This is a genomic window from Pseudoalteromonas ulvae UL12 (genome assembly GCF_014925405.1).
GTDB classification, from domain to species: Bacteria; Pseudomonadota; Gammaproteobacteria; order Enterobacterales; family Alteromonadaceae; genus Pseudoalteromonas; species Pseudoalteromonas ulvae.
Genome location: NZ_AQHJ01000030.1, coordinates 99,579 through 113,552, shown reverse-complemented (window position 1 = coordinate 113,552; position 13,974 = coordinate 99,579). Strand labels below are relative to the sequence as shown.

Below are 13,974 nucleotides of genomic sequence, written 5' to 3'. Positions count from 1 at the left end.
TAATGACTGCGCGGCATTACAACCAGCTACGCTGAGTGGATTCGGTATGATAGAGCGCCAAATTAATAAAATTAGTCACTAAACAATTAGGTAAATAGGGGATGCGTAAACGACCACTGGCCAGCTGAATAGTTAAAGTACTCAGCCCAGCTTTGCGCATCATGGGAGTTTGTGTTTTTTGTATTTGCTGTACTTTATAGATAGAAAAAATCGTCACGGTGTGGCCAATGAACCCCGTTCTGACACATACCTTCTCACCATCGCTATAAAAACCATATCGCTTATATCGCATAATACAAAGCGCAAAACCTAGCAATAACACCACTGCACTTTGCCACCACAGCATCTGATTAAACAATAAATACACCAAGGCATTCGCGCCCAGTAGAGGTAAAACACAAAATAACACAAAATTCTTGCGCCAAAAATTGCTATGAATGGCCGCAAAAGGGATAGCGCTTGGCAAACACTCTTGCCCAAAGAACGATAACACTTGTTTAATTTGCCCTTTTCTAAGCGCCGGAATAATCAGGCTCTGCCCTTTTTTTGCTGCTGGGTTTTGGCTATTTTCGACTTGTTTACACGTGACTACAAAGCGGCGTAATATTAATCCAATCCAATTTTGCTTTATTTCTATCGCCTGAATTTTTGAGGTACTCACCGACATCTGATGGCGCTCTAACAAGCCCGAAACTCGTTTGATTTTGGCGCCCTGAACAAATAATTGGTAATTATAAAAACGAAGCACTGCACCTAATACCGATGCACTGATAAACAACACAATCATGCATACCAGTACAGTCACCACCGCGACAACAGAGGCGCCCTGTTCGGAGCCAATAATCGGCATTAAGAGCGCCATTAATGGCTCTACAAACCTTGCTTTACTGAACGAGACAATATGCTCAATAAAAGGCGCAAAACCCGCTAACACCAGCAGCATCATTGAAGACATCAAACCAAATTTAGCAACCTCAACATTGCTTAAGCTAAATGTAGGCTGAGCCTCAGCCTGATGATTGCTTAGTTCACTTTCTTCTGGTGTTAAGTCACTCTCACTGACTTGATGTTGCTGTTTATAATTGAAAATTGTCTCTCGCATGGTTTGCCCAGCATCACTCACTATCCCTGGTAAACCCACTTCTTGCCCAGCCGAGCCTGCCGCATCAAAGGTACAATTGACTAAATTAAATGGCCCAAAATAAAAAGGGACAGCAATATTCACATTCTGAATTTTGGCAAAGTTCAAGGTGATCCGCTCTTTCTTGACCACCCCTTTACGTAAAATGACTTCATGATCGGTCACTTTAAATCGAAAATTAAGATAATACAGGACAGAATAACTAACGAGCCCAACCGCAAACACTCCGAGCGCAACACTACCCCAAAACAACTTGTTATCGACTTGAGTGACAAAAATAACCACGACTGGCGCTAAATTCAGCAAGCCGTCTTTGACAAAGCGCACCACAAAGTGCAACACAAAATACAGCAATGATAAAGGCGAAAGCTTTTGCCAAGTTTGCGCTTGAGCCTTAACGTTTAAGCACTCATTCATCGCTGGCACCTTGCTCTTTTTTCAAAATAAACTGCCTAATTTTGCTTGCTCGCTCCACATTCAGGCCATTTATTTCTAAATCAGCTCCCATACCTCCAGCGGTAAACAGCTTTAAACTCGCCAGTGTGAGTTTACGCTCAAAAGGATTACGGTGGGTTTCGATATGTTGAACACGATTAAAGGGCACGATAATAGTTTTTTGCCAAAACACACCTTTTCTGAGCAAAAAGTCATGCTCACGCAATGCGATTCCTGTTTTTTTCACCGCTGCAACAATGAAGAAAAATACACTCACATTCACAATCACGGTAATAACTGTTACAAGCAGTGCGATATCCTTAGGAACATCAGATAGAAGCCATAACAATAGGCATACTCCAATTGAAAAAGGCAATAGAAAAACAAATGTACTGAGCAAGTGTTCACGAGTGGCGTTATCATCTAATGGACTAAATTGCACATCTTCAAGGTGTGGTAAAGTCTCTAATGCGACTGAAGAGTTTGAAAACATTTGAGCCCCTTTTTTATTTTTAGTTTACTTAATTGAATTTTTACACTTAAGCGCTCACGCGTCCATACAACTGGTCACAAAGACCACTTACAATTAAGTCGATTAGTTGCTTGGACTTTGGGCGTGTAATACTCGAAGTTGAAATTGTTGCTCTAAATAACTTTCTTGTAATGCTTGTGGCCACAACCCTTTTGTCACGCCTTGAGTGCGCGCAATCTCGCCAATACGCCCTGGATTAAATGGCAGTATTTCATCGCTCACAAAGGTTGCGATCTCATTTTGGTAAGCATCAAGCGGCGAGATAATCTGCCACCCTTTTTGTTTAAGTGCAGTGATTAAATCACCGATAAACAGCGCAGTGATATCCATTTCATGCAGTAACAAAGTATGTTTTGGAGAATGACCCAATACGTTAACAGCAAGCGCATCATAGGCTTCGATACTCTGCATCATCATATCAACATAAAATCGGCTCATTCGTGTTAAATCAACGATATGGCCTGCTTTGATTGCGTTTTGAAATTGATTTTCAATGTACCAATCGTACGTATTCACCGTGACATAACCATTACGATAGCCATGATCAGCTAGTACTTTACGCATTACATCACGCTTTTCTAAGCTATTACCTTCACGTAAATACGGGAAACGAAATAACTTTATCATAGTGCTAAACGACGCTAAAGCACGGTCTGCTTGCTCAAAACTTTCAATATACTGTGCTAACGTAACTGTATTAAAGTCTGGATGGTCGTGGGTATGATTGGCGATAAGGTGGCCTGCGTCACCATATGCCTTTAAACGTGCCAATCCTTCGCCATGCAAATGTTCGCTAACACTAAAAAAAACCACCTGATGAACATGATGTTCTTTTAAAGCTGATAGCAGCATTTTAGCTCGGGTAGGCCCATCCAAATAACCACCCGCAGCACGGGGCGAATCATCAAGCGTCAACGCAATCTGCTTATGAGGTATGCAGTGCACCGAAAAGCACATTAAAATGAATAAGGCACAAAGCAGTAATTTCATGGTAGTCAGCCAAATATTGAGGAGTTAAACAAGGTTATCAAAACAGGAAAAAAGAATGAGGCTGAAGTCTCAGTATAAAGCGCATTTAAACCGACATTTCTGTAGTTATATCAGCAACATTCAGACAATAACCCAGACCTTAAACTTTTTAAACTGTCGCAAGCATGATGTCACAAAGTAAAAGGTGTGCCGATAAAAAACAAGTACTTAATCTATCCAGGTGACAGGTGGCAAACATTCAAAACCCGGCTTAGCAAAAAAATATCCTTGTAATAATGCCACGCCAGCCTCTTTAAGCCAGCGCATTTCAGCTTCAGTTTCAATGCCTTCAGCTAAGGGGATAATATTTAAATCGCGAAAGATATTTAAGCAGTTTCTTACAATTGACTGGCGGATTCGATCACTATCGATGTTTCTAATCAACTCCATATCCAGTTTAATAATATTGGTTTGAAAATTAGCCAGTAAATCAAGTCCTGAATAACCGGCACCAAAATCATCAATCGCAGTTTGAAAGCCGAGATCACGGTAATATTGCACTATCCTTTTGACGTGATCACTGTCGACAATTTTTTCGAGTTCGGTAAATTCAAACATGATTTTATCTGTGGGAAACTGGTATTTTTTTGCCGCCATTAATGTCGTTTTAATGCAGCGCTCTGGTTGATAAACTGCATTAGGTAAAAAGTTAATACTCAACATCGAATCGAGCTTTAACTCTGCAGCAAGCGCAATAGCCTTAATTCGGCATTGCTGATCAAAGCGATAACGGTTGCTATCATTAACCTGCTCAATGACCGAAAACGCCGATTCATTATTCAAGCCCCTTACTAATGCCTCATAACCAAAAATGGTCTGTGTTTGGCAATTAACTATCGGTTGAAATGCCATCGTAAAATCAAACCCCAGTGCTTCAGCGTTGACACACTGACTGCACCCACCATCACTTAATATGGGTAACTCACCTTGCATTTTGTTATTCCTATTAGCAAACCTGCTTTAAATCTAGTTCAAAGCAGCTATTACACAAGACAAAGGTCATCCCACGATACATCGAGGTTACTTAAAGAGAAGTGCAGGCTTTATTAAATCCAAGGCTGGGATGAAAGGTGAATACTGCTGAGTAAATTGTCCTTGTTTAGAGTGAATGACCGGAAATTCAAACAAACTTTCCGCATATGTCTGTTGCGTTGTTTCAGTTAAAAGGAACTGCACAAATCGATTTGCGCTTTCTACATTCGGTGAATGGCGCGTAATGGCAACCGTGGTGGTCGAAACCGGCGTACTGCCCTGTGATGTCTTTAACCAATGAAGCGTTAATTGCGATGTAACTTTTTGGTCCTTTTTGTTATCAGATGCTTTTAACATTTCAAAATAATAATGATTGGCGAATGCAAACTGGCATTTTCCTTGTGCCAAGGCTTTTAATTGATCGCGATCGCCTCCTGATGGGCGTTTTGCCAATAAAGAATCTTTGCTTTGCAGCCAAGCGATATCGTCTGCATTTTGTGTTGCTTTTAATGTGCGGATCAACGTGGTGTTATAACTATGTTGCCAATCTCTAATACAAAGTTGCCCTTGATACATTGGCTTACTTAATTGCGAAAAAGACTGCGGAATAGGCAAACGCGTATCTGCGCTAGAAAACAGCGCTCGACCACGAATCGACACACTCACCCAATAGCGCTGCTGATCGTATAAATCAGGATTAAGCTCAGTGAGTTGTTCAAAATATTCAAAAGGCTGCAACAAATCATGAGCATGATTCAACTGTGCTAAATCAGAAGTCAACAACACATCAGCATGACTACGCACGCCATCTTCGGCTAAACGGGACAATAAATAATGCGACTTTCCATGAACAACATTCACTCGAATACCTGTTTGTTGTTCGAATGCCGACACGACCGGAGCAATAATTTCCTGCTGTCGGAATGAATAAATGTTTAATTCTTGTTCCTGTTTGCTCAATGCTTCAGCAGTTGGTAGCAAAAAGAGGAATATAAAAGATAAATGGCTTTTCTTCATTGCAAATAATAATTATTATCAATTGCAACTAGCATACTGATGAAATTGAATAAGTCTAGATCATGAGCGTATTTTATTTAAAAATGAAAAAGTTTGGCTTAGCAATTGGATGCTACTTTAGTTTTTGTGTCATTGTCATTTACAGTGCACATCGCCTTAACAGTTACTATCAACAAGTTGAGCAACACACGTTAAACAACCAATTGGCCGCCCATGCGCAAGTGTTTCAAAGCACATTAGAACATGCAGCGAATCAGCTCTATGCCTTTGACAGTTATCTGATTGGAAAAGAAGTGCAATCCAAGACCAGTCGGGAATTTAATCAATTAGCCGAACCCTACTTGCATGGGCTGAATTTTGACGCCAGCTTCGAAAAATTATTCGTATTTACTCATACGCAGATCCCCCAAGTCACCGAACTTGCCCAGCAAGGTGGGCATTTTGACTTTCGATTATCATTGCCTAAGCACCTCAATAGCCCGTTGTTAGCGATTATTCACGCGGCACCGATGACTGAGTACGGCCACAACATCGGGCAAACTATGCCTATTAATGCGCAGTTATGGATGCAATTATCCAACAAACAAAAAGTACGCTCAATTCGCTGGCCCACTCCTCAGGCTCAATGGAGCTTGCTGCTAAACCACACCAGTTCAGATAACTTAGCGGTGATTTTAGGGATTCGACTCGAATTAGCCAAATTGTTTGAGGGCTTGTATCAACAAGTCTTTGCTGAGCATCGTCACCATATTCGTGTGCTCGGTAGCAACCAAGAAATTTTTAATTCTGATTGGAGCAACACCTTTGATTTAACGAATTTGCCGCCCGCAACACAGCTTACACTGAACTTTTTTGGTCAAGAACTCGAATTACAACTCTACACTCAGGCGAGTTTAAGTCCTCCACTTGTCAGCGAACGTATGCTGGCTATTTTGATTGGCACTGCAATTGCGTTATTTACTGGCTTTATGATGCTGATCTATCTGATGTCGCTGCATGGACGAAACGACAAAATCAATCAACAAGTCATTGAACGTACAGCCTCTTTAGAAAAAGCCAACCAGCAACTGACTCAATCTTCCAACCAACGCGTCCATGCCTTAGAACTCAAACTCACCGCCGAACAAAAATACAAAAAGCTCTTTTTAAATATTCAAGAAGGTTTGTTTTTACTGAACCAAAAAGGAGAGATTATTGAACATAACCCAGCATTTAGTGCACTTTTGTTAACACAATGCTCTGCTCGTAATCATACCTTAATTGATTTTATCTTTTGCAGTGAGCAAAAAGCTCGTTGGCAGCAAATTATGCATCAAAAACAGCCCCATCCCGAAATCGAGTGGTTAGCGAAAAAACACAACGCAGAGACTATTTGGTTAAGACAAAATGGCAGTTGGATCCAACAAGGCGAGCAGTGGTTTTATGAAGGCCGTTTAACCGATATCACGCAAATCAAGTTGTTTAACGAACAATTAAAATACAAAGCAGAGCATGACAATTTAACTAATTTATTAAATCGACACCGCTTTTTAGATGAAATAACCCGAACGCTGAGCCTTTCAAGCGCGACTTTTTATCTGATTTATATTGATTTAGATCGCTTCAAATTAATCAACGACACCTTAGGCCATTTGGTTGGCGATAAACTCTTAATTGAATTTGCTCGGCGCATGACGTTACTTATGGGGCATTATTCAGAAATCGCCCGCTTAGGTGGTGACGAATTCGCCGTATTAGTCAATGCCCAAAAAATCCCAAGTCCAATCGAAATATTATGTGAAGATATTTTAATACAAGTTAGAAAACCCTTTCACTACCAACAGCATACCTTAACAGTGAGTGGTAGCCTTGGAGTCAGATGTTTCTCGGTTCCTGGGCAAATTGATGCTGAAAAGCTATTACACGATGCTGATATTGCCATGTACGAAGCAAAAAAAGCAGGAAAAGATGGCTTCAGTATTTTTTCGAGCAGCATCGCCCGCACCGTCACGCGTAAACTGACTATCGAACGAGCGCTGCAACACCTCGACTTCAATAGCGAGTTATCATTACGCTTTCAGCCTTTATTCTGCACGCATGCCATAGATCATGTCGTCGGATATGAAGCATTACTGCGCTGGCACCATCCGACATTAGGGGCGATCAGCCCTGGCGAATTTATACCCATTGCAGAAGAATCGGGAAAAATAATTCAGCTGGGTCATTGGATTTGTGAACAAGCACTCGACTTTTATCAATACGCCAAACAACAAAGTCAGCGCAATGATTTGTTTATTAATATCAATGTCTCACCCAAACAACTTGAGCACGAAGGCTTTGTTGACCATATCATCAAACAAACACATGCACACGGCTTAACACCTCAAAAAATCAATATCGAAATCACCGAGTCAGCGATGATGTGTGAAGAGGATAGACTCATCACGCCACTGAGTTATTTGTATGAGTTAGGCTTTGGCATCCACATTGATGATTTTGGCACAGGCTATAGCTCATTAGCACGTTTAAAAGCCTTACCATTAAGTGGCATAAAAATAGATCGCAGCTTTATTCAAGACATCACTCATTGCAAAGAATCATTACAATTGGTGCAAGCTATTTGTGCTATTGCAGATACGTTTAATTTAAAAGTGACCGCTGAGGGTATTGAAAGCAAAGAACAAATCCATATTTTGCAAACCTTGCACTGCCAACAGCTACAAGGCTTTTATCTCGCAAAACCACTTGAGGCGCTCGATGCTCAACTTTTGTTAAAGCAAACACTGCAAGTAGCGGTATAAAAGGGTCATCTAAAAAACTCATGCCAAACAGAGCTGGCAAAATCGGGCTTATTTACTCATTTTTCATAAAATGGTACCAATCAAATAACCGATTGCATGATAAGTTGCTTATAATAAAACCATATTTCAATATGTCAGTAAAACGTTATTTAATGGACAATAATTAACTTTATGGATCTGTACCCATCAATACGAAACTGATTGAATTTAAGAAGGTTTAAATACCCAATGAATACCGACGATCTATCTGCACTGTTGTCTAATTTCTGGTTGAATGCGCAATCACTGCTAGGTCAACAAGCGACCTACATTCAACTACTCGTCATTATCACAAGTTATGCTTCTGCATATTGGATTTACCGTCAAACGGTAAAAAAGCGAATTGATAACAGCCACAATCTGAACGCTGACAGTCACCCTATTCATTTACTCATAGTCAAACTGAGTTATGTTGTTTATCCACTTGTTGCCATTATTTTATTACGAATATTTACATCAATTGGCATCACTGCAGATTTCCCGACCTGGTTAATCAATACCGCCTTAAATATCGCAGTTTTGGTATTTGTGTACTCACTCATCAAAGAGTTTGTCAGTAGCTCGTTAATGTCTGGTATTTTTAAAATCATTGGCTTACCCATTCTTCTCCTGCACCTGTTGGGTTTCCTACCGACATTTATTAAAACTCTTGAAGCTGTTTCCATCAATATCGGGAATATCCAAGTGAGTCTTTACGGCCTATCGAGAGTACTGTTTTTTGGTACTATTTTATTTTGGTTAGGACGCTCTTCAAACAATGTGGGCAAAAACATAATTCGAAACCAGCAAAAGCTTGATATTAGTACCCGCGAAGTATTTACCAAGCTGTTTGAAGTGGGATTGTTCTGCGTTATTTTCTTGTTATTACTCAATATTATGGGCGTCAATCTGACGGCTCTCGCTGTGTTTGGTGGGGCTTTAGGTGTTGGCCTTGGGTTAGGTTTACAATCAATCGCATCCAATTTCATTTCAGGGATTATCATATTACTAGATAAGTCGTTAACAATTGGTGACTTTGTTGAGCTCGAAAATGGTAAAAGTGGGTTTGTCCGAGAGTTCAAAATGCGCCACGCTATTTTAGAAACTTACGATGGCAAAGACATTTTAGTTCCCAATGAAACTTTCATTTCTTCACTGCTGACGAACTGGACTCACAAAGATCCAAAACAGCGCTACCGCGTCGACTTTAGTGTCGCCTACTCAACCGATGTGAGGGCTATGGTCGAAATCATTAAAGAAGCTGTAGGTTCTCATCCTCAAGTCATAAGTGGACCAGAGATCCCCTTTGAAGAACGCCCAGATTGTGAAATTGATAGCTTTGGCGATAATGGCATTAATATGTTTGTTGAATTTTGGATGTTAGGAATTGATGACGGTAAAAACCGAGTCGGCGGTGATTTACTCTTAATTATTCTAGAGACTCTAAAAGCACATAATATCTCCATTCCATTTCCACAACGAGAAGTCCGAGTACTCAACGAAGACTTACTCAAAAAAGAATCATAAGCCCTATTTAGCGCTTCACTCGACAGCATCGACAAAAAGTCGATGCTGTCATTATTCGATATAAAAAGCCGCTAACGCTGTAATAATAAACATCAAACGCAGCCCGAAAGGGGGCAGCTAAAAATGGGGGTTTTAGCTGCATGATGCTTGAGCAAAGCAGCGCGATTACCTACAATGTCACACGATTTAAACACTACAGATAAAGACAATGAACGATACAACAAAACCAGCATTACCAGATCGCCTTTCAATTAACCCTCGTAGCCCATTTTATAATGCGGACGTGATCGAACACGATATCGGTATTCGCCTCAACGGCAAAGAGCGTAATGATGTAGAAGAATACTGCATTAGCGAAGGTTGGGTAAAAGTGGCCGCTCCGAAGGCGCTTGATCGTCGTGGCCAACCACTTTTAATGACAGCTAAAGGTACTGTAGAAGCTTTTTATCGTTAATATTACGCTTTTTAGTCTCTTTATCGGCGATTTTACAGTTCATGTTCTATCGCCGTACTCTAGTGTCTCTCCCTGTACTTCACATCACAAATAATCATCAATGCCGGTCTCCACTGGCGAGAGTTTAATTACCCAAAGTACCGCTTATTTATTCTCAAGCGTAAACGTCACCGCACAGTGATCGCTCAGCATGGCACTTTCTTTGTTATCGGCAAAATAACGCATTTGTACATTAACGGGCTTGGCTTGGTTAAAACCTCCTGCAAAAAGGTGATCTATTGGCGCAGGATAACGCGGGTGACAGCTCACCACATCGTGTGTGATATGTTCAAGTGTCGAGGTACTTCCGTTGCTATTATTAGCCAGTTCTTGCATTAAGCGATTGTTTTTAGTGGCTAAGCGATGATTAAAGTCACCCATTACGATATACGGTTGTTTGCTGGCTTCTTTGCTTTCAAACCACTTATCGAGCCATACAGCTTGTTTGGAAAATGTTGGACAGGCTTTGCGATCACTTTTTTCATAATCATCAACAAAACAGCCACTTTTAAGGTGGACGTTCATTACTTCGGTTGCGCCATCGGCGGTATCCACTGTCACCGATAAGCCATAACGCAAACCATTTAAACCAAGCGCCAGTTCATCATAGTGATGCTGTTTTAATACCTGTATCCCTTTACGGATTGCAAAAGCAACTTTTTGTTGTGTTGATGTATTGCCCGTTTCGCGACAGCTATACACTTCGCTATCAGCTCTTTTTGAAACAATAATTTGCCACTGTTCTTGCGGGAAAATCTGTGCAATCGCTTGAGCTGAGGCCACTTCTTGCAGCGCAATAATGTCTGCATTTAAGTTTGCTGCATACGCTTGCATCGCTGCTAGATCGGCTTTGCTACGTGGTTTACAGCCTTTATTGGCAGGATAAGCCAAGTGCTCAACATTCCATGTTGCAAAGGTCAACGCCTCTGAGCTCATAGGAGCTGATAATTCACTTTGTTGGTTTGACTCCTGCGGCCCAAAACACGCAGTGGTTTGTGATAATACCACTGCGCCCAATACCGCTTTGAAGCAGTTAGCCTGAGTAATTTTCATGATGATGATTTCCGTTAATCTAAGTTGCTAATTGCGAACAATGGCTACAATGTACAAAAGTTTCCTACTGATCACCTACTTTTGCGACCAAGTTACTTTTGTGTCAGCACCTTTTTAAGCGAAACAACTCTCGTCTGAGTTATTGGCGATAACTGTCTATTTTTACTGGGTAAGTTACTGCTAGTAATGCATCAAAAAAGGAGCGCTTGCTCCTTCTTGTGGTTTTGCCTTATCAGCTTAGTTGCTGCGCCAACCTGCCCATACATCATCTTCTGGGTTTATTTTCTGCTTATTTTTCTTCTTGCCTGTGCCTTCAGGCTTGGCCATTGGTTTTTCAACAGTTTGAAGCGCTGCGTCATTAGATTCATCAAGCTCAAAACCCGCCACTTGCTCACGCTCTAAGCGAAACTTATTCTTTTTCTCGATAATTTTAAAGTGATGGCTATCTTCATGATCAATTAGTGATAACGCCAAACCAACCTCACCAGCACGACCACTTCGGCCAATACGATGCATATAATCAGCAGGACTGCGAGGCAAGTTATAATTAATCACCACAGGCAACTTTTCAATATCTAAACCACGCGCCGCTATGTCAGTTGCAATCAAGATATCAATTTGACCCGCTTTGAACTCTTCAAGTACTCGTGTACGCGCTGACTGGCCTTTATCGCCATGAAAGACTTTGGCACTAATGCCGCGTTTTTCGAGTTTTTGTGCCAAATGTTCACAGTGGTTTTTAGCATTAACAAAAATCAGTGCTTGTCGCCATTGATGCTGTTCAATTAAGTGCGCTAACACTTCGGTTTTTTGCCCTTTATTGACAGTGAAAACCCGCTGTACCACAGTGCTGGCATCGCTGCTTTGTACTTGGATTTCGACTGGGTCAGTGAGCAAGGTTTGCGTTAAACTTTGTACTTGCAGAGGAAACGTGGCCGAAAACAAAAGGGTTTGTTTTTTTGCAGGCATTAATGCCAATAACTGCGCTAACTCTTCGGTAAAACCTAGGCCTAACATGCGATCAGCCTCATCAAGTACTAAGGTGCTGACCTTATCAAGCTTAATGGCATTACTTGAAATCAAATCAAGCAAACGCCCAGGTGTCGCGACCACAATATCGCAGCCCCCGCGTAACGCTAACATCTGCTTATTAACCGACACACCACCAAACACAGCTACAGTTTTAATGGCACCATTCAAATGAGCCGCATAAGAGCGAATGCTATCCGCCACTTGCACAGCCAGCTCACGGGTTGGAACCAACACTAAGCCCGTCACAAAGTTGCCTTTTTGAGTGCTCTTTTCTGATTGCCCTAGCTGATATTGCATTAACTTTTGCAACATCGGTAGCGCAAACGTAGCCGTTTTACCCGAACCAGTATTCGCCCCAGCAATCAGGTCTCGCCCCGCCAATACACTTGGGATCGCCTGCGCTTGAATCGGCGTCGGCTGCTGATATTCCATTTCGCTCAATCGCGCTAATAAAGGAGGGATAAGACCAAGATCGGTGAAATTGTTAGGCGTTGTCGCTGAAGTCATGAAGAGTGAGTGCTCATTGCTAATAAATAGCCGCTAATTTTAGCGTATTTCAGGCCAATTTGGTTAGTTTTATTGAATAAAACACCGTTTTCTATGAGTAGATAATATCTGCTCTTCAGTGGCATTTTACCGCTAATAAATAGCTGATATGATTAACGTGTCTTGCCCGCTTTGCGATACGCACTGGGTGTCATACCTGTTACTTTTTTAAACGCGGTATAAAATGAGAATTTGGCATTAAATCCTGTATTCATGACGATGTCGATGACTGTTTCATCGCTGTTAAGTAAGCGATCTTTTGCTGCATTGACCCGATAATGATTCACATAATCAAAAAAATTCATCCTCATCACTTCGTTTAATGTTTGCGAGATATAATTTGCTGAGCTTGATATATGGGCTGCAAGCTTAGGTAACGAGAGCGACGCATCTAAAAAAAATCTGATCGTGCTCCATTGCATGGTTAACATTCGCTAACATTGAGACGCTGAAGCCACTTATTGCGCAGTTCCTGCATGACTACGAAAGACTGATTGCTTTGGGTATGAATCTGTTTATTGCAGAGTGGTTATTATGCAAAAAAAATACAAAGAAAGTCGCACAGTAAAAACTGTCTAAGCCTTTATTTAAGCATGATTTATTACCCATTTTGCTAATGCTGTCTGTTTTTTATCAGGTAATTCATAAGTTGGAATAGGTATTTATTGACCGTCTAAAGCTTGCAAGAGATTTATTTGCAGGGTCATAATTTCTGGTTGCTTTAATGCGCGTTGTAATGCATGTAGCGTTTCGGGATCTGTACCTGGAGTAAGCGCTAAATACAAACCTTGGCTGGCATATTCACCTTCATAAAAGATTTCTAGTTGCTCTAACATATCTAGGCTGTATCCGAGAGAGTTGAGCTTTCCAGAGACGGCAAATTTCGTCCCGACAAACCGGTGCACTCGCCCTTTGATCAACGCATTTAAAGCCTGAGTTGAATTTAAGACTTTGAGCACATTCTCCGGTTTAAAATAAGCATCAATGCTTTTCATTTTATGGGAATCGCGCTCAATGGCGACCTGTACAGGCTTACCTTCAGGGTCAATACCACCTCGCAACTTCCAAACATATTGCTGACCCGTATAAACTGAGGTTAACCAAATAAAGTGCGAGCTGCGCTGAGGTGTTTTTGAAATAGATAAAATTAAGATGTTAGGCTGCTGCGCATCTTTTTCGATAATGCGCGCCCAAGGTTTAGGGGTAAATTGCGCACTGAGACCCGCTTGTTTAACGAGCGCCTGTGCAAAGTCATATACCGGGCCATAGCCAAAGCCACTGTCGTTGATCATCTGAAAAGGTGGGTTATGTTCAAAGACCACACTTAAAGGCTTAGCTTGTATTGATATTGATACCACTATCAAGCATAAGGCCAAAAGATATTTTTTCATGCGCCACC

The 13,974-nt window shown here is 41.2% G+C and carries 12 protein-coding genes; 3 read left to right on the top strand and 9 right to left on the bottom strand.

What is annotated here, in order from left to right; genetic code table 11:
- Positions 1 to 16 precede the first annotated feature (16 nt).
- The 5 genes from PULV_RS14120 to PULV_RS14100 all read right to left on the bottom strand — a co-directional run bounded on the left by PULV_RS14120 (position 17) and on the right by PULV_RS14100 (position 5,126).
- Entirely contained in the window at positions 17 to 1,558 is a 1,542-nt protein-coding gene (locus tag PULV_RS14120; RefSeq protein ID WP_193332059.1) for a PH domain-containing protein, read from the bottom strand.
- Positions 1,551 to 2,069, bottom strand: coding sequence for a PH domain-containing protein (locus PULV_RS14115; RefSeq protein WP_086745753.1), 519 nt, complete (start codon positions 2,067 to 2,069; stop codon positions 1,551 to 1,553). Before PULV_RS14115 ends, PULV_RS14120 begins: the two co-directional genes overlap by 8 nt.
- Positions 2,070 to 2,171: 102 nt before the next feature.
- Positions 2,172 to 3,098 carry a polysaccharide deacetylase family protein gene (locus PULV_RS14110; RefSeq protein ID WP_193332058.1) on the bottom strand — a complete coding sequence of 309 codons (927 nt, stop codon included), beginning with the start codon at positions 3,096 to 3,098 and terminating at the stop codon, positions 2,172 to 2,174.
- A 207-nt stretch (positions 3,099 to 3,305) separates the two neighbouring features.
- Complete coding sequence (locus PULV_RS14105) at positions 3,306 to 4,070, bottom strand: EAL domain-containing protein (RefSeq protein WP_193332057.1); 765 nt, start codon at positions 4,068 to 4,070, stop codon at positions 3,306 to 3,308.
- An 87-nt stretch (positions 4,071 to 4,157) separates the two neighbouring features.
- Positions 4,158 to 5,126 carry an extracellular solute-binding protein gene (locus PULV_RS14100; protein WP_193332056.1) on the bottom strand — a complete coding sequence of 323 codons (969 nt, stop codon included), beginning with the start codon at positions 5,124 to 5,126 and terminating at the stop codon, positions 4,158 to 4,160.
- 62 nt (positions 5,127 to 5,188) lie between these two features.
- On the opposite strand from PULV_RS14100, the gene PULV_RS14095 reads away from it, so the two are divergent.
- From PULV_RS14095 to PULV_RS14085, 3 genes are all read left to right on the top strand, one after another.
- Positions 5,189 to 7,906, top strand: coding sequence for a putative bifunctional diguanylate cyclase/phosphodiesterase (locus tag PULV_RS14095; protein ID WP_193332055.1), 2,718 nt, complete (start codon positions 5,189 to 5,191; stop codon positions 7,904 to 7,906).
- A 228-nt stretch (positions 7,907 to 8,134) separates the two neighbouring features.
- Positions 8,135 to 9,451 carry a mechanosensitive ion channel family protein gene (locus tag PULV_RS14090; protein WP_086745758.1) on the top strand — a complete coding sequence of 439 codons (1,317 nt, stop codon included), beginning with the start codon at positions 8,135 to 8,137 and terminating at the stop codon, positions 9,449 to 9,451.
- Positions 9,452 to 9,659: 208 nt separating this feature from the next.
- On the top strand, positions 9,660 to 9,905 hold the full coding sequence (locus PULV_RS14085) for a DUF3297 family protein (protein ID WP_086745759.1): 246 nt from the start codon (positions 9,660 to 9,662) through the stop codon (positions 9,903 to 9,905).
- Positions 9,906 to 10,049: 144 nt separating this feature from the next.
- Here the strand turns inward: PULV_RS14085 and PULV_RS14080 are convergent, their stop codons facing one another.
- The 4 genes from PULV_RS14080 to PULV_RS14065 all read right to left on the bottom strand — a co-directional run bounded on the left by PULV_RS14080 (position 10,050) and on the right by PULV_RS14065 (position 13,966).
- Positions 10,050 to 10,997 carry an endonuclease/exonuclease/phosphatase family protein gene (locus PULV_RS14080; protein WP_193332054.1) on the bottom strand — a complete coding sequence of 316 codons (948 nt, stop codon included), beginning with the start codon at positions 10,995 to 10,997 and terminating at the stop codon, positions 10,050 to 10,052.
- A gap of 237 nt (positions 10,998 to 11,234) precedes the next feature.
- Positions 11,235 to 12,536, bottom strand: coding sequence for a DEAD/DEAH box helicase (locus PULV_RS14075; RefSeq protein WP_193332053.1), 1,302 nt, complete (start codon positions 12,534 to 12,536; stop codon positions 11,235 to 11,237).
- A 152-nt stretch (positions 12,537 to 12,688) separates the two neighbouring features.
- On the bottom strand, positions 12,689 to 12,997 hold the full coding sequence (locus tag PULV_RS14070) for a helix-turn-helix domain-containing protein (protein WP_227009415.1): 309 nt from the start codon (positions 12,995 to 12,997) through the stop codon (positions 12,689 to 12,691).
- Between the two features lie 240 nt (positions 12,998 to 13,237).
- Positions 13,238 to 13,966 (bottom strand): substrate-binding periplasmic protein, encoded by a 729-nt coding sequence (locus tag PULV_RS14065; protein WP_193332051.1) that lies wholly within the window; start codon positions 13,964 to 13,966, stop codon positions 13,238 to 13,240.
- Positions 13,967 to 13,974 lie beyond the last annotated feature (8 nt).

Coding starts and splice junctions, on each gene's coding strand:
- PULV_RS14105 (WP_193332057.1), bottom strand. CDS start 4,070: ATGCAAGGTGAGTTACCCATATTAAGTGATGGTGGGTGCAGTCAGTGT.
- PULV_RS14120 (WP_193332059.1), bottom strand. CDS start 1,558: ATGAATGAGTGCTTAAACGTTAAGGCTCAAGCGCAAACTTGGCAAAAG.
- PULV_RS14080 (WP_193332054.1), bottom strand. CDS start 10,997: ATGAAAATTACTCAGGCTAACTGCTTCAAAGCGGTATTGGGCGCAGTG.
- PULV_RS14110 (WP_193332058.1), bottom strand. CDS start 3,098: ATGAAATTACTGCTTTGTGCCTTATTCATTTTAATGTGCTTTTCGGTG.
- PULV_RS14090 (WP_086745758.1), top strand. CDS start 8,135: ATGAATACCGACGATCTATCTGCACTGTTGTCTAATTTCTGGTTGAAT.
- PULV_RS14065 (WP_193332051.1), bottom strand. CDS start 13,966: ATGAAAAAATATCTTTTGGCCTTATGCTTGATAGTGGTATCAATATCA.
- PULV_RS14100 (WP_193332056.1), bottom strand. CDS start 5,126: ATGAAGAAAAGCCATTTATCTTTTATATTCCTCTTTTTGCTACCAACT.
- PULV_RS14075 (WP_193332053.1), bottom strand. CDS start 12,536: ATGACTTCAGCGACAACGCCTAACAATTTCACCGATCTTGGTCTTATC.
- PULV_RS14070 (WP_227009415.1), bottom strand. CDS start 12,997: ATGCAATGGAGCACGATCAGATTTTTTTTAGATGCGTCGCTCTCGTTA.
- PULV_RS14095 (WP_193332055.1), top strand. CDS start 5,189: ATGAGCGTATTTTATTTAAAAATGAAAAAGTTTGGCTTAGCAATTGGA.
- PULV_RS14115 (WP_086745753.1), bottom strand. CDS start 2,069: ATGTTTTCAAACTCTTCAGTCGCATTAGAGACTTTACCACACCTTGAA.
- PULV_RS14085 (WP_086745759.1), top strand. CDS start 9,660: ATGAACGATACAACAAAACCAGCATTACCAGATCGCCTTTCAATTAAC.